The 25741-nt window shown below is 32.2% G+C and carries 25 protein-coding genes; 13 read left to right on the top strand and 12 right to left on the bottom strand.

The features are described from left to right. Positions 1-23: 23 nt before the first annotated feature. The 4 genes from C1H87_RS19650 to C1H87_RS19630 all read right to left on the bottom strand — a co-directional run bounded on the left by C1H87_RS19650 (position 24) and on the right by C1H87_RS19630 (position 3631). Complete coding sequence (locus C1H87_RS19650) at positions 24-938, bottom strand: TolB family protein (RefSeq protein WP_102757451.1); 915 nt, start codon at positions 936-938, stop codon at positions 24-26. 161 nt (positions 939-1099) lie between these two features. After that, a complete protein-coding gene (locus C1H87_RS19645; protein WP_102757450.1) occupies positions 1100-1771 on the bottom strand; it encodes a lysoplasmalogenase family protein in 672 nt (223 codons plus the stop codon). Positions 1772-2064: 293 nt separating this feature from the next. Further along, the gene (locus C1H87_RS19635; protein WP_102757448.1) at positions 2065-3240 is read right to left on the bottom strand and encodes a GlmU family protein; all 1176 of its coding nucleotides are present in this window, start codon (positions 3238-3240) and stop codon (positions 2065-2067) included. Positions 3241-3379: 139 nt separating this feature from the next. Beyond that, positions 3380-3631 carry a type B 50S ribosomal protein L31 gene (locus C1H87_RS19630; RefSeq protein ID WP_102757447.1) on the bottom strand — a complete coding sequence of 84 codons (252 nt, stop codon included), beginning with the start codon at positions 3629-3631 and terminating at the stop codon, positions 3380-3382. Positions 3632-3790: 159 nt separating this feature from the next. Between C1H87_RS19630 and C1H87_RS19625 the strand changes: the two genes are divergently transcribed. The 7 genes from C1H87_RS19625 (at position 3791) to C1H87_RS19595 (ending at position 10924) form a co-directional block, all read left to right on the top strand. Beyond that, on the top strand, positions 3791-4321 hold the full coding sequence (locus tag C1H87_RS19625; RefSeq protein WP_102758340.1) for a DUF4199 domain-containing protein: 531 nt from the start codon (positions 3791-3793) through the stop codon (positions 4319-4321). A 36-nt stretch (positions 4322-4357) separates the two neighbouring features. Further along, the gene (locus tag C1H87_RS19620) at positions 4358-5308 is read left to right on the top strand and encodes a glycosyltransferase family 2 protein (RefSeq protein ID WP_102757446.1); all 951 of its coding nucleotides are present in this window, start codon (positions 4358-4360) and stop codon (positions 5306-5308) included. Between the two features lie 125 nt (positions 5309-5433). Then, positions 5434-7164, top strand: coding sequence for a phospho-sugar mutase (locus tag C1H87_RS19615; protein ID WP_199769309.1), 1731 nt, complete (start codon positions 5434-5436; stop codon positions 7162-7164). A gap of 65 nt (positions 7165-7229) precedes the next feature. Then, positions 7230-9098, top strand: coding sequence for an ABC transporter ATP-binding protein (locus C1H87_RS19610; RefSeq protein ID WP_102757445.1), 1869 nt, complete (start codon positions 7230-7232; stop codon positions 9096-9098). Positions 9099-9389: 291 nt separating this feature from the next. Then, entirely contained in the window at positions 9390-9932 is a 543-nt protein-coding gene (locus tag C1H87_RS19605; RefSeq protein WP_102757444.1) for an RNA polymerase sigma factor, read from the top strand. A 36-nt stretch (positions 9933-9968) separates the two neighbouring features. Next, on the top strand, positions 9969-10466 hold the full coding sequence (locus C1H87_RS19600; protein WP_102757443.1) for a hypothetical protein: 498 nt from the start codon (positions 9969-9971) through the stop codon (positions 10464-10466). Positions 10467-10477: 11 nt separating this feature from the next. Then, positions 10478-10924 carry a sensor of ECF-type sigma factor gene (locus C1H87_RS19595; protein ID WP_102757442.1) on the top strand — a complete coding sequence of 149 codons (447 nt, stop codon included), beginning with the start codon at positions 10478-10480 and terminating at the stop codon, positions 10922-10924. A 504-nt stretch (positions 10925-11428) separates the two neighbouring features. Here the strand turns inward: C1H87_RS19595 and C1H87_RS19590 are convergent. From C1H87_RS19590 to C1H87_RS19555, 8 genes are all read right to left on the bottom strand, one after another. Next, on the bottom strand, positions 11429-12499 hold the full coding sequence (locus C1H87_RS19590; protein ID WP_102758338.1) for a WD40/YVTN/BNR-like repeat-containing protein: 1071 nt from the start codon (positions 12497-12499) through the stop codon (positions 11429-11431). 415 nt (positions 12500-12914) lie between these two features. Beyond that, on the bottom strand, positions 12915-14816 hold the full coding sequence (locus C1H87_RS19585; protein ID WP_102757441.1) for a hypothetical protein: 1902 nt from the start codon (positions 14814-14816) through the stop codon (positions 12915-12917). Between the two features lie 198 nt (positions 14817-15014). Then, entirely contained in the window at positions 15015-15647 is a 633-nt protein-coding gene (locus tag C1H87_RS19580) for an SCO family protein (protein ID WP_102757440.1), read from the bottom strand. Then, positions 15644-16213 carry a toxin-antitoxin system YwqK family antitoxin gene (locus C1H87_RS19575; protein WP_233783211.1) on the bottom strand — a complete coding sequence of 190 codons (570 nt, stop codon included), beginning with the start codon at positions 16211-16213 and terminating at the stop codon, positions 15644-15646. The genes C1H87_RS19580 and C1H87_RS19575 overlap by 4 nt, the downstream gene beginning before the upstream one ends. Beyond that, entirely contained in the window at positions 16214-16987 is a 774-nt protein-coding gene (locus tag C1H87_RS19570) for a YHYH protein (protein WP_102757439.1), read from the bottom strand. It abuts the gene before it with no gap. Positions 16988-17214: 227 nt separating this feature from the next. Then, positions 17215-17733, bottom strand: coding sequence for a Spy/CpxP family protein refolding chaperone (locus C1H87_RS19565; protein ID WP_102757438.1), 519 nt, complete (start codon positions 17731-17733; stop codon positions 17215-17217). Between the two features lie 10 nt (positions 17734-17743). After that, positions 17744-18058 carry a hypothetical protein gene (locus C1H87_RS19560; protein ID WP_102757437.1) on the bottom strand — a complete coding sequence of 105 codons (315 nt, stop codon included), beginning with the start codon at positions 18056-18058 and terminating at the stop codon, positions 17744-17746. A gap of 40 nt (positions 18059-18098) precedes the next feature. After that, on the bottom strand, positions 18099-18677 hold the full coding sequence (locus tag C1H87_RS19555) for an RNA polymerase sigma factor (protein WP_102757436.1): 579 nt from the start codon (positions 18675-18677) through the stop codon (positions 18099-18101). Between the two features lie 199 nt (positions 18678-18876). On the opposite strand from C1H87_RS19555, the gene C1H87_RS19550 reads away from it, so the two are divergent. The 6 genes from C1H87_RS19550 (at position 18877) to C1H87_RS19530 (ending at position 25726) form a co-directional block, all read left to right on the top strand. Beyond that, the gene (locus tag C1H87_RS19550; protein WP_102757435.1) at positions 18877-20091 is read left to right on the top strand and encodes an RsmB/NOP family class I SAM-dependent RNA methyltransferase; all 1215 of its coding nucleotides are present in this window, start codon (positions 18877-18879) and stop codon (positions 20089-20091) included. A 193-nt stretch (positions 20092-20284) separates the two neighbouring features. Continuing rightward, complete coding sequence (locus tag C1H87_RS19545) at positions 20285-20830, top strand: dihydrofolate reductase family protein (RefSeq protein ID WP_102757434.1); 546 nt, start codon at positions 20285-20287, stop codon at positions 20828-20830. 18 nt (positions 20831-20848) lie between these two features. Continuing rightward, a complete protein-coding gene (locus C1H87_RS19540) occupies positions 20849-21709 on the top strand; it encodes a fructosamine kinase family protein (protein ID WP_102757433.1) in 861 nt (286 codons plus the stop codon). A gap of 291 nt (positions 21710-22000) precedes the next feature. After that, complete coding sequence (locus tag C1H87_RS19535) at positions 22001-22543, top strand: DUF6934 family protein (protein ID WP_233783209.1); 543 nt, start codon at positions 22001-22003, stop codon at positions 22541-22543. A gap of 29 nt (positions 22544-22572) precedes the next feature. Beyond that, positions 22573-22743: a hypothetical protein gene (locus C1H87_RS23380; protein WP_158655296.1), complete on the top strand. Its 171-nt coding sequence runs from the start codon at positions 22573-22575 to the stop codon at positions 22741-22743. A 325-nt stretch (positions 22744-23068) separates the two neighbouring features. Then, the gene (locus tag C1H87_RS19530; RefSeq protein WP_102757432.1) at positions 23069-25726 is read left to right on the top strand and encodes an SUMF1/EgtB/PvdO family nonheme iron enzyme; all 2658 of its coding nucleotides are present in this window, start codon (positions 23069-23071) and stop codon (positions 25724-25726) included. Positions 25727-25741: the final 15 nt, after the last annotated feature.

Below are 25741 nucleotides of genomic sequence, written 5' to 3'. Positions count from 1 at the left end.
TCAAAACACCGAATATAGTATTTTTAATCCATAGTAAAAAAATAGATATCGTCGTCCCCTTTGCCTTTCGGTCGTTTTGAAGAAAAATAACCTGACTTGTTTTCCGCATCAATAATTAAACAGAAATCGTCTTTATTGCTATTAATGGGCTTAGCTAATTTTTGAGCTTTTTCGAAAGCTCCATTACTGTTTAGTACACTTTTATAAATATCAAAACCACCAAACCCGCCGGCCCTGTTTGATGCAAAATATAAAGTATTATCAGCACTTATATAAGGAAACATCTCTCGACTATAAGAATTAACTTTACTTCCTAAATTTTTGGGCTTACTAAACGTATTATTACCCAAAATAGCCACCTTAAAAATATCCGATCCACCTCGCGTAGTTTCTTTTCCGCCTCTTTCATTAGCTGTAAAATAAAGCGTTTTACCATCATTACTAATTGCTGGATGTGCATAAGAATATTTAGGTTTACAAAATGGCAGTACTTTAAAATTAGTCCACCCCACGCCTTCCTTATACTCTCCCACTTTAATATGAAAGTTTTCCATATTAAAATCGCCTTTAGGGCTATTTTTATAAGTATATCTTGTCGTTACGTACAACTGTTTACCATCTAAAGACATGGTCGCACTAGTTACATATGGTATATCCTGTTTAGAATCTATCTGTATCTTACTTATGTTTTTAATAGCGCCATCGTTAGATAAATTCCCTTGAAAAACAGCCACTATAGGATTTCCTTGAAATCGCTTTAGTCGTCCTTTTTTATCCAGTAAATAAGTAGTGAAAATAACTTTTTGGTCAGCTACACGCATGAGTCCAAAATGCGGATACTCATTATTAATACCTAAATTAGTAACTGTATATTTTTCTGTTTGGGAAAAGCTAAGCAAACTCAATAAAGAAAAGCAAATACAGATAAACCCCTTCATACCTTAGTTTTATATTTGAAATAAAGTTACTAAAAAGTTTTATTCCTTTCTATATTTCTTAGTTTCATCAAATACTTCTCGAAAACAGCTAGATTTTGATTTTGCTCTGCAAGTCCTTACTACACTTAGCAATAACAATATAAATCACCTTAATCGTTTCTTTAACTAGAACCTAATTTCCTCCTTAACAAAAACCCGGGATAAAATTTCTTTTTTTCAAATGAAAAATTAGTTTCTTTAACTATGCCAAGTATAATAAAATACTGAGACAAGCCATAAAATAACATGATAGTAATTGAATGGTAAGCAAAATTACTATCGTAAAAAAGCCTCAATGCCGTAATATTATCTGATAAAATAGAAAAAATAATACCAATTAAAACCCACTTATAGCTGATTAAACTAACTTCACCTTTTCGTAAATAAGCAAATGCTATAGTAGTCATTGCAGCAAACAAATACAGTAAAATAAGAAAAAAGTAGCTGTCTAAATTTTTATATATTAAAATTAAAAAGCCGGCCAAGTATATAAAGCAAAAAGCTAAAAAAGGAAATAGCTTAAGTAAACTAAAATCTCTTTTATTAGAAAAACGAAAAGCATAAAACACTTTTCCAAAAATGAAACAAAGCGTACCTATAACAAAACACGCTGCTTGAGTGTGTATAATTAAAAAGACATCACCTACTAAAAAAAACAACAAAGCACAAACTGTAAAAATTCGCTTTATCTTAAACTGCTCTTTATTATTAACCAGATAATATCCCAATAGCAGAATAGTAACTAAACTCTTAGATATAAACCTAAAAGCTAGCATATCTGGATTTAGTTTCATTAAAATATCTGTGAATAATACTAAGAAAAAAAGGGTCGAGAATAAATAAATGTTTTTAAATAAAGTCACCGTTAAATAGGTATAGGTTAGAGAGATTTAAAAATCGTCTGATTTGGTTTTTTATTTAACTAAATAAATATCATCAACTCCTTACCTCATTGGAGTTTTGATAAAAATATCCAGTCTTGTCCTTTCTATCAATAATCAGACCAACATTGTCTTGTGAAACACTTATTTGTTTTAATAATTTTTCAGCTTTTCTAAAGTACTGCCTGTACCCTATTATTAAAAAGTTACTCTCTTCTATACTTCTTAGTTTCTTCAAACACATGCTCGAAAATAGCTTGATCTTGTTCTGTAAATTTTTCATTACGTCTGGCCATAACAACATCGGCTACCTCAAATGCTTTTTTAGTTAAATAAGTTGTAAAACCACTATTTCCTCCCCAACTAAAACTTGGTATAAAATTTCTTGGAAATCCGCTGCCAAAAATATTGGCACTTACCCCTACAACTGTTCCCGTATTAAACATAGTATTAATGCCACATTTACTGTGATCTCCCATCATTAAACCACAAAATTGTAATCCGGTTTTTGCAAAACCTTCGGTTTCATAGTCCCACAAACGTACCTGAGCATAATTGTTTTTTAAATTAGAAGTGTTGGAATCGGCACCCAAATTACACCATTCGCCTAAAACAGAATTACCTAAATAACCGTCGTGGCCTTTATTAGAATTAGCGAATATAACAGAGTTTGTAATTTCGCCACCAGCCTTACTAGCAGGACCAATAGTGGTTGGACCATAAATCTTGGCAGCCATTTTAACAACAGCATTATCACACAAAGCAAAAGGGCCACGTATCATAGCACCTTCCATTATCTCAGTATTCTTTCCAATATAAATAGGGCCTTTACTAGCATTAAGTGTTACAAATTCCAGTTTAGCCCCTTCCTCTACAAAAATGTTTTCTGGAGCTATAATGTTGTTACTCGAAGGTATGGATTGCGATGTTCTATCTTTTGTAATTAAATTAAAATCCTCCTGAATAGCTTCACCGTTTTTAGAAAATATGTCCCAGGTATTTTGAACCTTTATAATATTGTCGTTAAACTCAAATATTTCAAAACGATCAAAGTCGATATCATCCTGCGTTTCCTTGGCAAAAAATGCAATAACATCCTCGTTTTTAAAAATCGCCTGATTTTCTTTCAATCCTTTTACCATTTCAACCAATTCCATATTTGGTAGATACGATGCATTAATCATCACATTTTCTTCCATCTCTACCATGGGGTATTTATCAGACAGATAATCTTCTGTTACAGTAGTAGTGGTCGATTTTAAAAAGGTTTCCCACTTGTCGCGAATGGTTAAAATTCCTATTCTAATATCGGCTACTGGTCTGGTGAATGTAAATGGTAACAAATTGTTACGGGAAGATCCATCAAAAAGAATATAATTCATAAAAATTAACGTTATCGGTTAGCAGCTATACTATAGGTTTTTACAATCTTATTTTACAAATCCAAAAGTAACTTAATTAGGTAAAATAAAAAAGCCTTTCGGTTTACGAAAGGCTTAATATTAATATATAACGGTTAAATTATTTCTTAAATTTAGCGTATTTAGTTTTGAACTTATCAATACGACCAGCCGTATCTACTAACTTAGATTTACCAGTATAATAAGGATGTGATGTTCTTGATATCTCCATTTTAACAAGTGGATACTCAACACCATCAACCTCAATAGTTTCATTAGTATCTGCAGTAGACTTAGTTAAAAACACATCGTCGTTAGACATATCTTTAAATGCTACTAATCTATAATTTTCTGGATGTATACCTTTTCTCATCGCTAAATGCTTTTTATTCTTTACAATTTTGGAGCTGCAAATTTAAGTATTTTTTATAAATGCGCAATACTTTTTATTATTTTTTATTTCAACCTCTAATGTAACATTTTATTATTTTTGAACACTAACAGAGCAACTAAATTAATCAAACATAATATTATGGAAAAATCTTTAAAGTCTATTGCTTCAAATTACGGACTATATCTAGGCGCTTTACTAGCCCTTTTAACTGTTATTGCCTATGCTGTAAGTCTGGATTTGCTAACAAATATGTGGTATGGGATTTTTATTTTAATAGCTATAATAGTCTTCGGAATTATTTCGGTTGCTAAAGTAAAACAGTCCCAAAACGGGTATGCATCGTTTAAAGAAGCTTTTACTTCATACTTCTTTACAGTTTTAATAGGCTTAGTAATAAGCACTTTTGTTTCTTATCTATTATTCAATTTTATTGATACAGAAGCTGCTGAAGTATTGAAACAAAAAACAATTGAAAAAACGGTTCAAATGCTTGAGGGTTTTAATACACCTAGCGACGCTATTGCCAAGTCTGTTGAACAAATTGAATCTCAAAATCAATATTCATTAGGAAACATTGCTAAGGGCTTAGCTGGATATTTAGTACTTTTTAGTATCATAGGGTTAATAGTTGCAGCTGCAATGAAAAAAAGTAATCCAGACACAGAATAAATTCATTATTTTTGAATATAATTTGAACATATTTAAATGAATATATCTGTAGTAATACCACTACTAAACGAACAAGAATCTTTAACAGAATTACATGATTGGATTGCAAAAGTTATGCAATCCAATCATTTTTCGTATGAAATTGTTTTTATTGACGATGGCAGTACTGACGGTTCTTGGAAAACCATTTCTCAATTAGCCTCACAAAACGAACATGTAAAAGGGATTCGTTTTTTTAGAAACTTTGGGAAATCGCAAGCGCTTCATGCGGGTTTCGAAAAAGCAAAAGGTGATGTAGTTATTACTATGGATGCAGACTTACAAGATAACCCAGACGAAATTCCAGAGCTTTACAACATGATTATAAATGATCGTTTCGATTTGGTTTCCGGATGGAAAAAGAAACGTTACGATTCGATTATTGCCAAAAACTTACCATCAAAACTATTCAACTGGGCTGCCAGAAAAACATCGGGCGTAAAACTACACGATTTTAATTGTGGGCTTAAAGCATACCGATTAGAAGTTGTTAAAAATATTGATGTAAATGGTGAAATGCACCGCTACATTCCAGTACTGTCTAAAAATGCCGGATTTGTAAAAATCGGTGAAAAGGTTGTACAACATCAAGCCAGAAAATATGGTGAGACTAAATTCGGAATGAATCGTTTTATTAATGGTTTTTTAGATTTAATTACCATTTGGTTCTTGTCTAGGTTTGGTAAACGCCCTATGCATTTGTTTGGAGCCCTAGGATTTATAATGTTTACCATCGGATTAGGGTTTTCGTTCTATTTGGGTATAGATAAATTGTTTTTAAACCCAGCAGGTAGGCTAATCACACAACGTCCTCAATTTTACATTGCACTTTCTACTATGATTATTGGTACTCAATTTTTCGTTGCCGGATTTTTGGGTGAAATTATTTTACGTACCAAACAAGGCAAAAAACGCTATGCCGTTAAAAATGAGCTTAATTTCGATTAGAACAATTACTTTTCCTCTAACAGTATAAGTTCTAAATCGATTGCGTTATTAAATATAAGTTCCTTAGAAAAAAAGAAATAGATTATCTGACTAATTGATTATTTTTGCATTTATTTAATTGAGATATGATTTATATAGAACCAAAGATTTTAGATAGAATAAATACGTGGTTAACACCAACTTTTGATGAAGAAACGCAAACTTTTATTAAAGATAGTATTGCCAACAATCCAAAAGACATTCAAGAAAGTTTTTATAAAGACTTAGAGTTCGGTACCGGTGGTATGCGAGGAGTTATGGGTGTTGGTACTAACCGCATAAATAAATATACACTTGGGAAAAGTACCCAGGGCTTAAGCGATTATTTACACCAATCGTTTCCAAATGAAAACATTAAAGTAGCAATCGCATACGATTGCAGACACAATAGTAAAACGTTAGCCAAAGTTGTAGCAGACGTATTTTCGGCAAATAATATAGAAGTTTATTTATTTGAAGATTTGCGCGCAACACCAGAGCTGTCGTTTGCCGTTAAACATTTAAACTGTCACTGTGGTATTGTTTTAACCGCATCGCACAACCCTCCAGAGTATAATGGATACAAAGTGTACTGGCAAGACGGAGGTCAATTAGTACCACCACACGACGATGCTTTAATTCAAGTTATAAATAATCTGGATTATGCTAATATAAAATTTGAAGCCAACGATAATCTTATAAACTATATAGGTAAAGATATTGATGATGTGTTTATTGATGCATCTGTAAAAAACGGTAGTGTTGGCGCTTCGCAAGAAGCAAAAGACGATTTAACAATTGTATTTACATCATTGCACGGTACATCTATAACAGCCGTTCCTGAAACTTTAAAACGTGCCGGATATAAAAATGTACATATCGTAAAAGAACAGGAAGTGCCAGATGGTGGTTTTCCAACGGTAGCATCACCAAATCCAGAAGAACCAGCCGCATTAAAAATGGCATTGGAGTTAGCCGATAAAGTAAACGCCGATATTGTTATTGGTACCGATCCCGATTGTGATAGATTAGGTGTAGCTGTACGTAATTCTGAAAATAAGTTGCAATTACTTAACGGAAATCAAACCATGGTGATGATGACCGATTTCCTATTAAAGCAATGGAAAGCAGAAGGGAAAATAAAAGGAAAAGAATTTATTGCATCGACCATAGTGTCTACTCCAATGTTAAACAAACTTGCCGAAGCTTATAGCGTAGACAGCAAAATTGTTTTAACTGGATTTAAATGGATCGCTAAATTGATAAAAGATTTTTCTGAGCTAGATTTTATTGGTGGTGGCGAAGAAAGTTTCGGATTCATGGTTGGTGATTTTGTTCGCGACAAAGATGCCGTTACCTCAACGCTTTTAGCATGCGAAATAGCAGCACAATGTAAAGCCATTGGCAGCTCTTTTTACAGCGAACTCATAAAATTATATGTAGACCATGGTTTCTATAAAGAGCGTTTAGTTTCTTTAACCAAGAAAGGTATTGAAGGCGCAGAAGAAATTAAACAAATGATGGTTGACGCCCGCGAAAATCCATTAACCGTAGTTAACGGATCGAAAGTAGTAAAGGTTGATGATTATCAATTATCTATTACTAAAAATATGGTTTCTGGAGAAGAAAGCCCTATTGACATTCCAAAATCGAACGTTTTAATTTATACCACAGAAGACGGTAGCCAAATAGCATTACGTCCTAGTGGTACTGAACCAAAAATAAAGTTCTACGTGAGTGTAAATGATACTCTGGAATCTGTTGATACCTTTAAAGATGCTGAAGCCAAAATAGAATCTAAAATAGATGCTATTTTAAAAGATATGAAGCTTAATTAATGAAGTACTTCATATTTTCAGTTCATTCTGGAAAAGCCTCAAAAAATAACTAACATCATCACTAGATGAATCATTTTGTAAATATTTTACGGTATGCAAAACCGTATAAAAAATTTGCCGTTGGGCATATAATCTGCAACATTTTTTTCGCTTTATTTGGCACTCTCTCATTCGTTGCTTTAAAGCCCATGTTAGATGTTATTTTTAAAAAAGATAAGGTCGATCCATGTAATGAAGAATCTGCTACTTTATTTGTAGAACCGGTAAAGCCAGTATTTTCCAGTATTGCGGAAATTGGAGAGTATGCTAAAAACGTTTTAGCATATTATATGCATCAATTTACTGGAGGAGATGATTCAAAAGCTTTAATTTTTGTTGTTGGGCTAATCATCGTAGTTTTTTTACTGAAAAATATTTCTGGTTACTTTGCAAACTATTTTTTAGTATTCTTACGTAATGGCGTTATTAGAGATCTTAGAAATAATGTTTACAGAAAAACTGTAGATTTACCGCTTTCTTATTTTTCAGAAAAAAGAAAAGGAGATATTTTGGCTAGAGTAACTAGCGATGTTCTGGATTTACAGTATTCATTCCTTTCGGTGTTGGAACTCTTAGTTAGAGAACCTCTAACCATTATTTTCACCATAGGGGTAATGCTTTATATAAGTCCGCAGCTTACCATATTCGTATTTATTTTTATTCCAATTATGGGATTCATTATTTCCAAAATTGGAAAAAGCTTAAAACGAAAGTCAGATCGCGTACAAAAAGAACAAGGCACCTTTCTTTCTACATTAGAAGAAACATTAACAGGTTTGCGTATTATAAAAGGGTTTAATGCCGAAGAGAAATTCAACGATAAATTTCAAGAATCAACATCACGTTTTTATCATTTTTCAAATAAGCTATTAAACCGTCAAAATCTGGCATCTCCAACTAGTGAGTTTTTAGGGATATGCATAATAGCTGTTATTTTATGGTATGGAGGAAACCTGGTACTAAGCGGAGGAGCCTCATCCAATTTAGATAGTAGTATGTTTCTCGTATATATGGGATTATCCTATAATGTGCTAACACCCGCAAAAGCCATTTCAAAAGGGCTATATAACATTAAAAAAGGTGGAGCAGCAGCAGAGAGAATACAAGAAATTATAGATACTGAAAACCCTCTAAAGGATAGAGATAATGCTATTGATAAAAAAGGATTTGATACAGACATCGTATTTGATAACATTTCGTTTAAATACGACGAAGATTATGTGTTAAAAGATTTTTCATTAACCATTCCTAAAGGAAAAACAGTAGCATTGGTAGGCCAATCCGGTAGTGGAAAATCGACTATTGCAAATTTAGTTACCCGTTTTTACGATGTAAATAAAGGTAAAGTTTTAATTGATGGTTTAGATATTCGCGATTTAACCACAGCTTCCTTACGTGCTCAATTAGGTATAGTAACGCAAGACGCTATTCTTTTTAACGACAGTATAAAGAATAATTTAAAATTGGGTAATGAAGAAGCCACAGACGAACAAATTATTGATGCGCTAAAAGTTGCTAATGCCTGGGAATTTGTTAAAAGTTTACCAGAAGGTATCAATACCAATATTGGCGATTCCGGAAATAAGCTTTCTGGTGGTCAAAAACAACGTTTAAGCATTGCTCGTGCTGTTCTTAAAAGTCCACCAATTATGGTTTTAGACGAAGCCACCTCTGCCCTAGATACAGAAAGTGAACGCTTGGTACAGGAAGCTCTGGAAAACATGATGAAAAATAGAACGTCTATCGTTATAGCGCATAGACTATCTACCATTCAAAATGCAGACGAGATTGTTGTTCTTAATAAAGGAGAAATAGTAGAACAAGGCAAACATAAAGAGCTAATTAGCAAGAAAGGCGTTTACTACAAGTTAGTAGAGATGCAAAGTTTCGGGTAATTACTTAACGCTTAAAAAGTAAAAAAGGATAGAGGTTTAAATTTCTATCCTTTTTTGTTCATTGATAGACTTGGGGACGACTAACAACATAAAGTAGGTTTTCTGATACAAACATAATATAAAAAACCAATTCAACCAAGAAAAAATGTATTTAATCGTTGTTTTAATACACTTAATCGATTAAAAATATTGTAAGAAATTGATTATCAATCAATTAATACATTTTTAAAATTTTAAGAATAGATTTTAAACTTTATGTATCTTTATTAGTCTAAGGACTAAACCATTTTTGTGACAGACGAAACGCAACTATTAGAACAATTAAGGTCAGACAATCAAAAAGATAAGGCTTTTAGAGTACTCATTACACTTTATAAAGAGCGTTTGTATTGGCATATTCGTAATATTGTAAAATCACATGACGATGCCGACGATGTACTCCAAAACACGTTTATTAAAGTTTACAAGAACATTCATAATTTTAAAGGAGACAGTAAATTGTTTTCATGGTTGTACAGAATTGCTACCAACGAATCCATTACATTAATTAATAAAAATGCCAAACGGTTACAAATTACAAGCGAAGAAGTTCAGCAATTGGCCATAAACAATTTAAAATCCGATGTTTATTTTGAAGGTGATACAATTCAATTAAAATTACAAAAAGCTATTGCTACTTTACCAGAAAAACAGCAACTTGTTTTTAATATGAAATATTTTGAAGACATAAAGTATAAAGATATGGCAGATATTCTTGAAACCAGCGAAGGTGCTTTAAAAGCATCATACCATATAGCCGTTAAAAAAATAGAAGCGTATTTAACTAAAGATTAAACCTTTATTAAAACCACAAGTCTTATTAATAAGATAATGAAACAGAAGAAATTACATAACATTAAAGAAACCGGATTTAAAGTCCCGGATGATTATTTTAGCGGTTTGGAGGATGCCATTTTAAGTGATATAAAACTTAAAGAGGTATCTGATGATTCCGGTTTTAAAACACCCGAAGGTTATTTTGATGCTTTAGAAGACACTATTGCAAACAAGGTTTCAGACAAGGCACCTACAAAAGTAATTCCTTTATATAGAAAAAGAACCATCATATATCTATCCGGTATAGCAGCAGCTGTATTACTTTTGTTTAATCTTTCAATTTTTGAAAACAAACCAACTTTTGATTCTTTAGATGTAGAAACAGTTGAAAACTATATTATGAATGAAAATATTGGTTCTTATGAAATTGCCGTATTACTCTCTGAAGATGACCTTTTAGAAGAACATTTTATAGAGTATAACGTTGAAGAAGAAACCGTAGAAACCTACATATTAGATAACCTCGACATAGAAGATATCATCATCGAATAAAACACAAGCCCATGAAAAAGATTGCACTATATATATTATTATTTTTATTATCATTTAATGTTTTTGCGCAGCATAATAGAGAACGCTTAAAAGCGCTTAAAGTGTCCTTTATTACAGAGAAACTAGATTTAACCGAAAAAGAAGCTCAAAAATTTTGGCCGGTTTATAATGACTATGAAAAAGTTACATCAAAAATAAGGCATCAGGATATTAGAAATATTCGTCGGGAAATTAGAAGTAGTATTGCTACACTAACTGACAAAAGAGCCAAAGAGTTAATTACCGAGTTAAATGAGGCTGAAAGTATATTGCATAAACAACGTATGGAGTTATCTGCTAAACTATTGGAAATCATTCCGCCAAAAAAGATCATTTTATTAAAAATAGCCGAAGACGATTTTAAAAGAAAAATGCTAGAACGCTTTAGAGGAGGCAAAGGTCATAAAAGAAAAAATTAGCACTTAAAAGATATTCGGCAGTTATACTGACACGAATTATACTAATTTTCACGAATTATGCTATCTATTGGCTATTTACAAATAAATAAACACTGTTTAACGATTAGTAAATATTATCTACAAAGACATGCTTAGCATTCAATTTTTTTTGGATTTATGATAACGTGAACTCGATTTAAAAGCAGTCTAATTTTAACGATAAATACACTAAAAATGTTACTTGTCACCTTGAGCGCAGTCGAAAGGTCATTAAAACCTATAATTTTAAATAGGTTTCGACTTTAGCCTGTCTTGAGCGGAGTCGAAAGGCTCAACCCGACACTTAAATTAAATCACTGGCATTCAGTATAATAATATTATGGTTACGTCGAACTACGTTATAATAGACTAAAAGTCTGATTCATAGAATTATGTTTAGTATATAATAAACCTATCGTATTGAGATGCTATGGGTGTAAATCCGTGTAATTAGTGTCTTTAAAAATACCCACAAACATCATATTTCTATTCCCGAAAAGTTAACTTAGCCACCCTTCCTGCTCCAGCAGCAAAAGCAACCGAATCATTTAAAAACCGAATGGTGTAAAACCCTTCATCGCTTAAATGCTTCCAGGAATTCCCAGAATCATTACTATAATCAATACCTTTAAACCCTATGGCAACTAGCTCCTTCCCGCCTCTATTTGGTATATATTGCACACAACTTCTATAACCGGGGTTTTCGTTTTTTGCCACTACTTTCCATGTTTTACCACCATCTGTAGTTTTTATTTTATTAGCCGTATTACCATCTGGTTTTGTATAATCACCCCCAATGGCAAAACCATTAAGCTCGTCGTAAAAATCGATAGAATACATTCCAGTTGTTTCCAAACCTTGTACTATGGGTGTTTTATAAACTTTCCATGTTTTTCCTTTGTCTGGCGAATATAAAACCCTACTCGACTTACCTCCTGTAGCAACCCAAGTATGATCACCCACAATCGCAATATTCGTATCGCTCGCTGCAAAAGCGGCCTCTCCTTTTTTAGCTTTTGGCAACTCATCACAAGATAATTTAGTCCAGGTTTTGCCTCCATCCCGAGTAATTATAATACTCATACAATCATCCGTAGGATCGCCAATAGCAATTCCTTCATCCTCATTCCAAAAATCCATAGCATCGTAAAAAACCTTAGGATGGGTTTCTTTATACACTAAAGAATCTTTTCCCATATCTAACTTAAACAATAAAGCAGGCGACCCTATACTTAACCCATACCCATGCTTACGGTTTCCGGCTAAAGCTCTAAAATTAGGCGTAATCGAATCGCTTTTAACCTTAACAGGGTACGTTACATTGTTTTCAGGATATTCACTTTCATTTATTAATCCAGTTCCCATATTTCCTTTAGAATCTAAAAAAACAAAAAAGTTAGTACCTTCTATAATTTCTAAAGCTCTTACATTTAATAGCGAGTCTTTAATAATTGTTTTGATTTCAACATTATTAATATTTCGAGATTCAAATAAACGACTTTCTTTAAACCCAAAAAGAACAATTACTACTATTAATAATACAAATGCTTTTTTCATAAAACCTAAATTTTCATAAAAATATAAAAGCTTCATGACGTACCATGAAGCTTTTCTATAAATATAGTACAACTAATGATTAGAAACTATTTTGTATACTTAGTAATTGCAAAATATGCTATCTAAATATTACTATAAATTATTAATTAACGTGAATCTTGCTTAAGAATTCAAGGTGTTCCTCCCTTTTAAAAAGGGGGGTGGATCCCGATGAGATCGGGATTCGGAGGGTTATATTTGTTTGCTATTTTTAATAAAACTCCTCTTTCTTTCTATTTTTATCAAAATCGAAATTCATTCTCTTCTTTAATTTAAAGAGGAGAGCACTGTGACAGTAAAAAAATAGTTCTGAAACATGTCTGGGACACACCGACATAAATTCTCTTATTCAAGATTCACGTTAATTAGATAGTATTTAATAAATAGGTATAGGATATAAAAGAGATTGAAATACAAATCTAGTATCAAACTTTATTAATGTCTCATTTCCAGAACCAGCTTCCCACTCAAAAGTGATCCGTTCATGATTTGTATCTTGATGTTTTACAACTTCAATGAGATTCTTATTAGCATCATAAATATATTCATTATAAATCGGTCCGCTCATTTTAGTTTTTATTAATAACCCATCATTGTTATAAGTATAATTAATAGTACCAAATTGTTCTTGAAACGTTGGATTATCTCCTTCATCTTGATACATATCTACTTTTGATATACGATCATTTTCATAACTATATACATATTTCTGATGTGAATAATTATTGTTTGCTAGTTTTAAAGTTTTAGTAAAGTTAATTACTTTTTCTTTTTCGTATTTAATATCTAAACCTTCTAAAAGTGTTTCTTTAGATTTCTTTTTAAACCCTAGCCATTGCCCATTATCATTGTATATCATTTCCATTGTATAATCATGCGCTCCTAAAGTGTTTTCAAACCCTTCTTCTTTTATAATTTTCCCTTGTTTTATGTAACGATATTTTACTGGCTGTAAACCTTTATCTTTTTTAGGTCCAAAATCATAATAACTCATATAAACAATTCTAGACACATCATTATCATATTCAAACTTTACATCTTTAGAACCTTTAGCAAAGTTTTTAGATAGATATGTTTGGTTTAAAACAGCTGTTAAAATACCACTCTTTGTATAATCATAATGCTTTCTTCTTGAATAGGCGTTGCGATCTCTCTTTTCATAAAAATAAACACCTTTTAACCTGTATTTTTGGTTTGATACAAGGAAATCGGTAGCATATGATTTTTTGTTAGGGTCGGTAGTCTCTAATTTTTCAATAACTAGTGCCCCTTTTTTACGTAACTCATCTTGTTCAATACCTGCTTTTTGAGTATATAATAATTTTTCAATTACAGGTTTCCATACAAATTGCCCTTTAGCTTTCTTGGCTTTATCAAAATACAAGCTAGCCTTATCAAAATCTTGTAGCCAAACATTAGCCATAACTAAATTAAGATAAAGTGCACCAACATTTTTCGTTGAGATTCGTGCTTTTTTGTTATTGGGATCATATTGCTTCACGGCATCCTCCCAAATTAATACAGACTTTTTTAATAAATCTTTAGCAGATTGAGGAGTTCCATCAGCACTTATTTGAACTACAGCTTGATTATAATTTGATGCAGCTTCATCAATTTTAGCGTAATCAAACTTTTTAGATTTAATACTCCAAATCGGGTAGTGCTCCTTTTTTAAACTATATCCGTGCTTTGTATTTAAATACATACTAATAAAGCTTAAAAATTGCTTTTTAACAGCCTCATTAAGAAGATTTAATTCCTTCTTCTTTGCTAGATTCAGCGCTTTTTTTGCCTCATCTTCTGTATTATAACTCTGCTTTGATCTGTTTTGTATGGTAAGTTCATCAATATTTTTCAATTCATCTAGATAATATGTACTGCCATCTCTAGAATCATATATGTAAGTTGAAGCTTGTAATATTCCTTCTATGATATAAACATAAGTTTGGGTAGCACTTGCTCCTAAACCTCCCGTTTTATTAGTTGTAACATAAGACTTACTTTCAAAACCAGATATGTCTATATGAACTGTAAAATCAGGGTCTACTAATTTTTTTTCAAACCCATCTATACTAATTTTCGACTCAGGGTTAAATACTCCAGAAAAGTCTATTGCGGATTGATTTTTGAATGCTAGTTTATAAGACTTTATGTCTTTCTCTAATGGATGTGTAGGTAATTGAGTATAAGCAATTTCTATTTTGTTACTCTTAGTGTTTTGAGCTGTTATCGAAATAAAGCATATGAAAAACACAAAAAATAGTATATTAATTTTCATAGTGTTAGAGTTATTTGGGTCTTTTTTTAAATAAAATTCCGATAAATATATGGATTTTTTATAAACTCCTATTTTAAAGACATTTAAGAGTACGAAATTCGCCTAGAATTAAACTTTTAATCATTTATTTTATACAACTACCCTTAAAACTCTTATTTTAAAATTTCTAAATATTTTTGGTTTTAAATATAATAATTGTTAAAAAATTTCCTTTTTTAAAATCTCAATATGTCGTTTTAAACGGTTTACGTCAATTTCTAAAGTACCATTGTAAACACCTCGTATATAACCGCGCTTATCTACTAAAACAAAATTCTCGGTATGAATAAAATCACTTTCATCTTGTGTTTTCACAAAATCCTCATCGGCAAAATAACCAGACCTGGCAATATGATAAAGCGCATCTTTGTCGCCCGTTACCAAATGCCATTTTGTACCATTAACATGATTTTTGTCGGCATAGTTCCTTAAAACAGGAATCGAATCTTTCCAGGGCATCACCGTATGCGATAGTAACATAATATCCTCATCGTTTATGTACATTTTCTGAAGGTCTCCCATATTTTTAGTCAGTTTTGGACAAATACCCGGACAACTGGTAAAAAAGAAATCGGCAATATAAATCTTGTCTTTATAGGTATTATTGGTAACTGTTTCCCCTTTTTGATTGGTAAACGAAAACTCCGGAATCTTATGTATGGCCTTGCCCCATTCTGGAGTGAAATCGCTACTATTAAAATAAGGTAATTGCGATATGACCTCATTATCTGCTTGCTTATTTTTACAAGCTATTATAATAAAAGCTAATACTATTAAAATGGCGTTTTTCATTTTATTTCGTCGCTGTTAGTTGTAACTGTATAACACTTTTTTAAACCAATTAAACCAAACCGTTCGCCATTAACGACCTCATAATTTGCTTTAATCGTACCATCTGCTTTCCAAAGACGTTGACGCCCAACCTCCTTGCCATTTACATAATTAAAAGACTTAAACAGTCGCCTGGTTTTATACCATTCTTTAACTATACCATGATAATAGCCCTTTTCATTAAAATGATATTCAAATTTAAGAATGGTATTATTCCACCAAGCTTTATGAACCCCAGATTTAAGTCCTTTTGTATAATAACGTTCTATTGATTTTGAACCATTTTCAAACCAATGTTTTTCGTAACCTTCTTTTTTACCATCTACATATTCAATATCAGATTTTAAATTTCTGCCAACATAATAGGTTTGCACATTCCCTGTAAATGGTAAACCTTTATATAGCAAAATACCATTATTAAGTTTTAAATTAGAGTTGGATGCCTCAATAATTATCTTCGATTTTATACTACTACAAGCAAACAACATGCAACTAAAAATGATAATATATTTTATATTACCTATCATTTAATTCGTAATATTTCCAGGTGTACCATAATAGCCATTACCATTAATATATGGGTCTTGGCTTGTTATATGATAATGATAAATACCTTCAGGAAAATCTGCTGTTGCCGTTGTATGTCCATGATAAGCATCCAAATCGTTATTTGTTATTATTTCTCCATTTTCAACAGGACCATAAACTGGAAACCCGTCAGACAATAGTCCTAAAAAGGCGTCCTCACCAAATTGTTGTGTTAAATAAGTGGGTTCTATATGGTAGTGATATTGCCCTGTTCGTTGTGGATGCCCTAACCATTGATCGAATGAATCAATTTCATTCGTTAACGGCTGGTCGGGACCTGCATATTGATTATAAAATACTACGCCATTTCTAGAAATGCCAATAGCTCCTAAACCTGTTGCTTGCTTATTGGACGCCTCGGCTGGGTTTAGCGAAATTGTAAATACTATGTTTTGCTCAGCAATCGTATTTGGATTTATATTCCAATTAGAATTTGTTCCGTTGTAAGCTTCATACAATGGGTTGTTTGTTGGCCAATAGGGACTGGTGTGATTTGGTAAATTTTGTGTTGTAAAAGTAACCGTGTTTCCATTTATAGCATAAGACAATCCTGTACCTTCAAATTTTGAAAGAATAGAGGTTATATCATAATTTGTATCAGCAGGAGCCTCTTCATCTTCTACCATTGTTACAGAATCGTCCCCGTTGGAACATGCTATAAAAATAATAGCGATCAATAATGGGATAAATAATAGGTTTTTTGAATGTTTCATAAATTAACTTTTTTAATAAGATATATAAATAACCAAAAGGTTTAATACCAATAAAGAAATTACTAAAAACGAAATACTAACTACTAAGGCGGCTCTTCTAATTTTCATTGATTTATTTAAGATTTACTCTTTTAGATGCAGTTCTTTTTAAAATCTTGTGCAGGAAGTTTATTTTTTTCAAAAAAAAAAGACTTTCAGTATCTGAAAGCCTTATAAATTATTTAAAATCAATGCCTGGGAGGCAGATGTGGTGGAGGCCCATGTTCGCCTTCTCTATTTCTTAAATGTGGTTTAATATTTTTACGCCCTTGTTTATGAAGTGCATCTTTAATAATCTTTTTAAATTTTTCTTTTTGCTCATCATTACACAATTCCTGTATACTTCTAAAATGATAAAAAGTTTCTATATCTCTTTCCTTTACGCTTTCGCCTATTAAAGTCGTAATAGAATCTATGTCGCTTTCATTAAACGAAACACTCGAAACTTCATTAAACAAAGCGTCTTTTAATTGCTTAATATCATCACCAATACGTCTCATTTGATGGTGATGCCCTCTACTATGCTCTTCAAACTGTAGCATTTGCTCATCATTAAAGTTTAATTCTTTAACAATAAAACCAGCAGGTCCTTTGGGTCTGTTTCTGTTTTCTGTTTCATCAGATTTTCCTAAATAATTAAATAGGAAGAAACCGTTAACCAGTATTAAAAACACTAATAATACATATAAAAGTAAATTCTTTTTCATAGTGCTTTATTTAATCAAATAATGATATTTCCTCCGAATCGGAAGACAATCCAAACACTTCTGCAAATTCACTAATATCACTCTCGTATTTATTAGAATTTAACTGTGTAAATGCTAATGCATTTAAAACGATAACACAAACCAAAGTTACCAATTGTAATTTTGGAGAAAACCAAGACCAAATTAATGACTCTTCCTCTTTCTCAACAAACAACCTTTGCATGGTTTTATCCTTAAAAAAAGGAGATACTTTCACAGCTCCAATGGCATCCATGGCCTCCAAAGTATCCTCTATTTTATGCTTTATGTTTTTATTTGTTTCCATTTTATATATTGTTAGATGCAAAAACTTTTAAAAACTTGCGTTAGTTTGCATTTTTATAAAAATTCTCTAATAATCCTTGTAAGTTTTTCTTCGCTCTAAACATTAAAGATTCTACCGAAGACACACTTTTTTTAATAATTTCTCCTATTTCTTTATTACTCATACCGTCTATCTTACTAAGCGTAAACACGGTTCTTTGCTCTTCAGACAATTGGTTTATAGCTAAAAATAACGTTTCGCTTTTTTCTTTGTTTTCCATAATAATTCCGGGATGGTTCATTTCTGTAAAATATTTGCTTTTATCTAAAGGAATTTCGTTACCCATTATAGACTGTAAAAAAGCAAAGCGCTTTTTAGCACTCTTCTTTCTTATAAATTCTAAACACTTATTTGTTGCTATGCGATAAATCCAAGTAGACAGTTTGGAATTTCCCTTAAATTTATAAATCGAATTAAATACCTCAACAAAAACTTCCTGAGCGATATCCTCTGCATCCTCTTTGTTCGGCACAAACGATATACAAGTAGCAAATACCTTATCCTGAAAATCATCAAGCAACTTACCATACGCATTAGCGTTATGGTTTCTCAGTCCATTAATAAATTCGTTTTCAGTCAAAAAACCCCAGTATTAAACTTGTACAACGTTCCAAAAGTTTTCCAAATTTATATAAAACAGAGAAACTCCGCCAATTAACTTATCAACCGTTAAACAAATACACATTTAAAACGTAACTTTGCAGCCTTATAAATCTAAATTGGTTCAGTTTTGGGTTAGCTACAATGCTCACAAAACACTGAACGCCAAGAATTAAAAAATGCGATTACATAGAAATCTTTGCTTTGCTGTTATAGACGGGCTTACCCTAATTTTTAATGAAGGTAATTATGCCGACAAAGTGATTCAACAATTACTAAAACGAGATAAACGCTGGGGTGCTAGAGATAGGGCTTTTGTTGCCGAAACAACTTACGATATTGTACGTTGGAAACGTTTGTATGCAGAAATTGCCGAAGTAAAACAACCTTTTGATAGGGATAACCTATGGCGCATGTTTGCCGTTTGGGCAACATTAAAAGGTATAAAGTTACCCGATTGGAAATATTTTGAAAACACGCCTTCCCGTAAAATAAAAGGACGTTTTGATGAGCTTTCAAAAATTAGAAAATTTAGAGAATCCATTCCCGATTGGATAGATAATGTAGGTTTAGAAGAATTAGGTGAGGCGAAATGGACTAAAGAAATAGCCATGCAGAACGAACAAGCAGAGGTTATTTTAAGAACCAATACGCTTAAAACCACTAAAGAAAAATTGCAAAACATCTTGCATGAACAAGGTATCGAAACCGAATTCATTAAAGGTTATAATGCTGCACTTAAGCTAACCGAACGTGCCAACGTATTTGTTACCGATGCTTTTAAAAATGGCCTTTTTGAAGTTCAGGATGCCTCATCGCAGCTCGTAGCAGATTTTCTAGATGTAAAACCTGGAATGAAAGTAATCGATACTTGTGCGGGTGCTGGCGGTAAAACGTTACATATAGCTTCTTTGATGGAAAATAAAGGTCAGATCGTGGCCATGGATATTTACGAAAGTAAACTCAAAAAATTAAAGGTTAGGGCTAGACGTAATGGTGTACACAACGTCGATTTAAAAGTAATCGACTCTACAAAACCCATAAAAAAACTGCACAATAAAGCAGACCGCGTTTTAATTGATGCGCCTTGTTCCGGCTTGGGCGTTTTACGTAGAAACCCAGATGCCAAATGGAAGTTAGAACCTGAGTTTTTAGATCGTATTAGAGTAACGCAACAAGAAGTATTACAACAATATTCCAAAATGGTGAAACCTGAGGGCAAACTGGTTTACGCTACCTGCTCTGTGTTACCATCAGAAAATCAAAATCAAGTAGAAGCTTTTTTAAAATCTGAAGCTGGAGTAAACTTTTCATTAGTAAAAGATAAAAAGGTATTAGCACATACCTCAGGATTCGATGGCTTCTATATGGCTCTTTTAGAAAGAAAAAGCTAATTACTTTTTAAGCGTCATCCTTAATTTATTTCAGAATCGCATAATTTCATGTTAACCGAAATTATGACTTAGATTCATTAAAGCCTTTCTTTAGGAAAGAAAAGGTTAATAACTTTTATATTTATAATACCATCACCATTACAGAATCTTCTATTTTTATATTCCTGTTTTTTAATTAAAATTAATACTGAATATGGCATATAAAAACATTGTCTTTCTTGGTAAAAGTATTGACAATTACATCGCTGGAAAAAACGGCGAATTGGATTGGTTGGACATGATCCCCAATCCGGAACAAAATGGTATGGGCTATTACGAATTAATGGATGAAATCGATGCTATTGTAATGGGAAAAACAACGTTTGAATCTGTTATTAGCTTTGATATTGATTGGCCCTATAAAAAACATGTATTTGTTTTAAGCTACACGTTAAAAGATATCCCCGAAAACCTCAAAGACAAAGTAACACTATTAAGTGGTACAGAAACTGATGTTCTGGATGCCATCCACAAAAAAGGCTTTAACAACCTGTACATTGATGGTGGCAAAACCGTACAAAACTTTTTAAAGCAGGATTTAATTGATGAACTGAGATTAACAACAATCCCAATCATATTAGGAGATGGAGTTCCTTTGTTTGATGTCCTTCCAAAATCAATGGTATTCAATCATGTTAAAACCGAAGTGTTTTTAAACCAGATTGTTCAAAGTCATTATCAACGAAAAAATAAAGTATAAGTCTTTACATTTTGAATAATGCACAATGATTTAAAATCACATTTATCAAACATTATTAAAGAATCAATTACAAAGGTTTCTGTCATTCATGGTGGCGATATCTCAGAAGCCTTTAAAATTGAAACTCCTGACAATTGTTATTTTTTAAAGCTTAATAAAGCATTAAACGCTTTAAAAATGTTTCAAGCAGAAACTTACGGGTTGCAGTTAATTGGAAAAACCAATACCATAAAAACACCAGAAGTTTTAGCCTGTGATTCCTTTCAAAACTCGGCTTTTCTACTCATGGAATTCATTGAAAGCAAAGCAGCTTCAACAGAAGATTTAGAAAATTTAGGAAAACAACTCGCTCATTTACACCATTGCACTTCTACGTACTTTGGTTTAGATCAAAACAATTTTATTGGTAGTTTACCCCAAAGCAACAAAACAAATATATCTTGGGTAAAGTTTTACACTACAGAACGTTTACTGGTACAACTAGAATTAGCCAAACAAAAAGGGTTACTTTCAAATAATGAATTCCCAACCGCACAAAAAATAGAAGAAGCCTTAGAACCTCTATTCGCAGATGTAAAACCAGCCTTGTTACATGGCGATTTATGGAGTGGTAATTATCTTATTTCAAGCGACGGGACGCCTTATCTCATAGACCCTGCTGTTTATTACGGACACAACGAAGTCGATATTGCCATGACTAAACTATTTGGAGGTTTTGGCAATTCATTTTACGATGCTTATCATGCTAATCTAAAAAAAGACGAGCATACTTCCTATAGAATAGACATTTATCAATTGTATTATCTTTTGGTGCACTTAAACCTATTTGGCAGCTCCTACTATGGTTCTGTGGTTTCTATTCTAAAAAAGTACTTTTAAAATTCTGTTATTTCCGCAACCTGTGCTGAATTTGTTTCAGTAAGGCAAACATTAATTTAAACAATAAAACTATTAGTCATTATGAAAGAGGAACGAATGTGACAACCTGTTAAATAAAACCATATTTATTTTGTATAATTCAACAGATTCCCTCGTCACGCTTTAGGCGCTCCTCAGAATGACAATTCAATTTACAAGATTCCTACCAAAGTTTATCTTGAGTGTAGACGAAAGGCAGGAATGGCAATACGTAAAAAAAGTATTACCTTTGAATATTAAAGCCTCCAAATATTGAACAATATACCTGCTTATAAAACAGAACTCCTAGATTCTAAAACGAGAAAAATTCAGTACTTATTTGAAAGTAAAGGGCACAAATCGATAATTAAAGCCATCGAATATACTCCCGTTTCTAAAAAAAATGGTAAAGTAGTCTATAATTTAGGCTTTGGAGACTACGATGAGGACAATGGCAATATTTTTGATTATTCAAATAGTAATAATGGCGATATGAGAAAAGTGTTTAGCACTGTTCTAAATACAATTCCCAGATTCTTTAAAGAAAACAAAGATGCCGCTATTTGGGTACAAGGTAGCGATAGTAAAGACGATTTTAAAAAACTTTGTGAAACTAATTGTAAAAAGAACTGCAATGACGTCTGTAAAAATTTTAACAGAAGAATTAAAACCTACAGATACTATTTAGACAGAAATTTAGTTAAATTAAGTAAAGAGTATACATTTTTTGGATTAACTAGCGAAAACACAAGTTCTTTAACAGAATACGCCCCTGAAAATGAATATATTGGCATTTTGGTTTTTAAGAAAAAATAAGCTAAATTTGTATAACGAGTTAATAAATTATGGAACGACAAAAACCTATATTAAAAGCATCAAAAGTGCTCTCTATGTCTAAAACGACAAAAGAGAGGATAAGTAGTATTGCCAAAGATATTAAAGGAAAAGAATTGTTCCCCGAAAAGATAGAATTAGCAAAAAAGACATTAAGTCAAATTAAATCACTTCCTATTTAAAAATAGTTGCTCATAATACGTAATACTTCCTTACGTTGCAACAACATCATTTTTGCAAAAGTTAAATAAAAACACCTAATAAGGCTATATACGTTAAGTTTTTAAGGGTTATAACTAGTAATCTAAACAATGACATATCATCTTAACTTTTCTTGAAAAGCATATAATTCAAATATGTTATGAATTAAAACCATCCATTTTAATTCAAAAAATACACATTCTTTTTTTAAAAAATTGTACTAAATTTAACGCAACCAAATGTGTATTTTTATATCTACTAATACAGTATCACTTTAGCAAGTAAACTCTAACTACAAACCCTAAAATGAAAAACAACCTACTTATAACCATTACTTTTTTATTTGGAATATTAACAGTTAAAGCAACAGATGTTAAATTAATAATCCCGAAAAATCAAGAAACCCATATACCTTATGACCAATTTAGGCTAGAATGGAGTACCTTGGATAATACTAACGGAGCAATTACTTACGATTTATATTTAGGAACCACGCCTACTCCAGTTCTATATAAAAGCGATTTAGACCCATCAATTAATGGTCCTATAAATGACCATGTATTTATTGCAGAAAGTGTTGTTAATATTAACGGGCAACCCCATCCCACAGCTATTCTTTTTGCTAATACAGCATTAATTAAAAACACAACATATTATTGGAAAATAATTGCCAAAAACGAACATGGTGATTTTTTTCCCAGTCAAACTTTTTCATTTACCACTATAAGAGAAAACACTTTACCAACTGTCCCTACCTTATTATCACCTGTCAATGGGGCTCAAGATTTAATAACTAAGCCAACAATTTCGTGGTCAGAAAGTATAGATGCAGATGGCGATGATGTATCTTATGCTATTAGCCTAAAAGAAGGAAATGGTAATTTTAAACCTATTACAATAGTTACTGATACATCATATACTTTTTCAATGCCATTAAATGATGATGCCACATATTATTGGAAAATATATGCCATAGATGGGTATACAGGAGAAAGGGTTAGCTCCAATACAGCTTCGTTTAGAATAGAAAATTACCAAAACGATACTCCAGAATTAGGTAATCTGTTAACTCCTGCTAACGGAATTAAGAATCTAGGATTCAAAATTGATTTTAAATGGAATGCAGCTATAGATAAAGATAACGATGCCGTTACCTATGATGTATATGCAGATACCAACAACAATCCACAAACGCTTATCGCATCCAATATTTCTAATACAAATGTTACACATATCTTTAATAATTACGGGGCAATTTATTGGAAAGTAGTTGCTAAAGACAGTTATGGCAATACGGACACTTCTGCTATTTACCAATTCTCTTGTTGGGAAAACGCTCCTAATATTTCTATTGACATGATTGAAGTAGAATCGGGTAGTTTCATGATGGGGCAATCTGATCACACTCAAATAGCTTTAGGTCAAAATATTGATGGATCTATTCTTTATAGTGATGTTACTGATGAAAACCCTGCTCACTTAATTTCGCTTCGAGACTATCAAATTAGCAAATACGAGATTACTAATACGCAATACGTCAGTTTTTTAAATTCGATAATAGATGATGTAGTTGTTGAATTTTCAGAAAATAATACCCACCGTAGACTTAGTTTTAAATATAAGCGAGCATCGCTTAAAGGAATACCACTTTGTCAGGTATTCGATCAGACTAGGGATTTGAACGAGAGAAAAAACATCCCATACGAACCCAATTTCGATGCCCCAATCATTTGGAACGGAACGTCTTTTGAACTTGATCCAAATTATGCCAATCATCCAGTACGCTGGATGTACTATACAGGAGTAAAGTATTTTGCTGAATGGGGTGGCAATTATCGTTTACCATCAGAAGCTGAATGGGAATTTGCTGCTTTAGGTGGCAACCATAGCAATGGTTATACTTATAGCGGAAGCAATAATTTAGACGATGTAGCTGTAAGAGGAGCTATTTCTACAGCACCTGTTGGCTCGCTTTCTGCTAATGAACTTGAAATCTATGATATGTCGGGCAATGTTGCAGAAATATGTGAAGATATATACAATGTGAATTACTACAAAAATAGTCCCAGCAATAATCCAATCTGTACTATCCCAAGTTATTTTGGGCGTGTTACGCGCGGTGAATATTATAAACTTGTATACGAAGCTCATTTTAGAATAAAAAAGAGATTCCGATTGGCATACGAACAATACATGGAAACTTCGGGTATTCGTCTAGCGAAGTCGAAAGATTATAAGGTAAGTGGTCGTGTATTAGACAGTCACGGAGATCCACTGGCTGGAGTTATCATTTCAGGATTACCAACTCAAGTAATTACAAATGCCAATGGAGAATACAATACAACCATAACTGGTGGCTGGTCTGGTAACATTACTGCTTATAAAATGGGTTACACTAGTACTAATCAAGCTATTAATTTGGTAAACCTATACGAAAATTCAGAAAATAACGATATTACTTTAGCCTTAAAACCAACGGAATATAACCTAAGTATCTATGTCACAGATGGCATCAAAGCATTGAGTAATTCAACAGTTACCATTGAGGGCATAGACTATATTACAGATGCCAACGGCAAGATCAATATTAATAATATCTCCACTGGACATTATAATTACACAGCTTCAACACAAGGCTTTGAAGGTGCTTCGGGAACTATTGTCGTAAACAACAATGATGTTTCTAAAACCATTACGTTGTTTAAAACTACTTTAGGCATAGATATAGTAGATTCCGATGCATCCGATGGAGTTAAAATATATCCAAATCCATTCAATAAAGCACTCTATGTTGAATATAATGGTACAGCTACCGTATCTGTTTATAATGTACTAGGCAAGTTGATCAAAACAGAAAAAATAGTACATAAATTAAATTTAACTATAAATCAAAAAGGAATGTTTTATTTGATAATTAGAGATAAGGACAATCGAGTAATTACTAAAAAGGCTATTTCAAAATAAAATAAGGTAATTTCC

It is taken from the genome of Flavivirga eckloniae, from assembly GCF_002886045.1.
GTDB lineage: Bacteria > Bacteroidota > Bacteroidia > Flavobacteriales > Flavobacteriaceae > Flavivirga > Flavivirga eckloniae.
The sequence above is the reverse complement of the archived record's forward strand: the minus strand, read 5'-3'. Positions and strand labels throughout refer to the sequence as shown.

Excerpts from the sequence above, each read along its gene's own strand:
- C1H87_RS19650 (WP_102757451.1), bottom strand. The coding sequence starts at position 938 with ATGAAGGGGTTTATCTGTATTTGCTTTTCTTTATTGAGTTTGCTTAGC.
- C1H87_RS19645 (WP_102757450.1), bottom strand. The coding sequence starts at position 1,771 with ATGAAACTAAATCCAGATATGCTAGCTTTTAGGTTTATATCTAAGAGT.
- C1H87_RS19635 (WP_102757448.1), bottom strand. The coding sequence starts at position 3,240 with ATGAATTATATTCTTTTTGATGGATCTTCCCGTAACAATTTGTTACCA.
- C1H87_RS19630 (WP_102757447.1), bottom strand. The coding sequence starts at position 3,631 with ATGAGAAAAGGTATACATCCAGAAAATTATAGATTAGTAGCATTTAAA.
- C1H87_RS19625 (WP_102758340.1), top strand. The coding sequence starts at position 3,791 with ATGGAAAAATCTTTAAAGTCTATTGCTTCAAATTACGGACTATATCTA.
- C1H87_RS19620 (WP_102757446.1), top strand. The coding sequence starts at position 4,358 with ATGAATATATCTGTAGTAATACCACTACTAAACGAACAAGAATCTTTA.
- C1H87_RS19615 (WP_199769309.1), top strand. The coding sequence starts at position 5,434 with ATGATTTATATAGAACCAAAGATTTTAGATAGAATAAATACGTGGTTA.
- C1H87_RS19610 (WP_102757445.1), top strand. The coding sequence starts at position 7,230 with ATGAATCATTTTGTAAATATTTTACGGTATGCAAAACCGTATAAAAAA.
- C1H87_RS19600 (WP_102757443.1), top strand. The coding sequence starts at position 9,969 with ATGAAACAGAAGAAATTACATAACATTAAAGAAACCGGATTTAAAGTC.
- C1H87_RS19595 (WP_102757442.1), top strand. The coding sequence starts at position 10,478 with ATGAAAAAGATTGCACTATATATATTATTATTTTTATTATCATTTAAT.
- C1H87_RS19590 (WP_102758338.1), bottom strand. The coding sequence starts at position 12,499 with ATGAAAAAAGCATTTGTATTATTAATAGTAGTAATTGTTCTTTTTGGG.
- C1H87_RS19585 (WP_102757441.1), bottom strand. The coding sequence starts at position 14,816 with ATGAAAATTAATATACTATTTTTTGTGTTTTTCATATGCTTTATTTCG.
- C1H87_RS19580 (WP_102757440.1), bottom strand. The coding sequence starts at position 15,647 with ATGAAAAACGCCATTTTAATAGTATTAGCTTTTATTATAATAGCTTGT.
- C1H87_RS19575 (WP_233783211.1), bottom strand. The coding sequence starts at position 16,213 with ATGATAGGTAATATAAAATATATTATCATTTTTAGTTGCATGTTGTTT.
- C1H87_RS19570 (WP_102757439.1), bottom strand. The coding sequence starts at position 16,987 with ATGAAACATTCAAAAAACCTATTATTTATCCCATTATTGATCGCTATT.
- C1H87_RS19565 (WP_102757438.1), bottom strand. The coding sequence starts at position 17,733 with ATGAAAAAGAATTTACTTTTATATGTATTATTAGTGTTTTTAATACTG.
- C1H87_RS19560 (WP_102757437.1), bottom strand. The coding sequence starts at position 18,058 with ATGGAAACAAATAAAAACATAAAGCATAAAATAGAGGATACTTTGGAG.
- C1H87_RS19550 (WP_102757435.1), top strand. The coding sequence starts at position 18,877 with ATGCGATTACATAGAAATCTTTGCTTTGCTGTTATAGACGGGCTTACC.
- C1H87_RS19545 (WP_102757434.1), top strand. The coding sequence starts at position 20,285 with ATGGCATATAAAAACATTGTCTTTCTTGGTAAAAGTATTGACAATTAC.
- C1H87_RS19540 (WP_102757433.1), top strand. The coding sequence starts at position 20,849 with ATGCACAATGATTTAAAATCACATTTATCAAACATTATTAAAGAATCA.
- C1H87_RS23380 (WP_158655296.1), top strand. The coding sequence starts at position 22,573 with ATGGAACGACAAAAACCTATATTAAAAGCATCAAAAGTGCTCTCTATG.
- C1H87_RS19530 (WP_102757432.1), top strand. The coding sequence starts at position 23,069 with ATGAAAAACAACCTACTTATAACCATTACTTTTTTATTTGGAATATTA.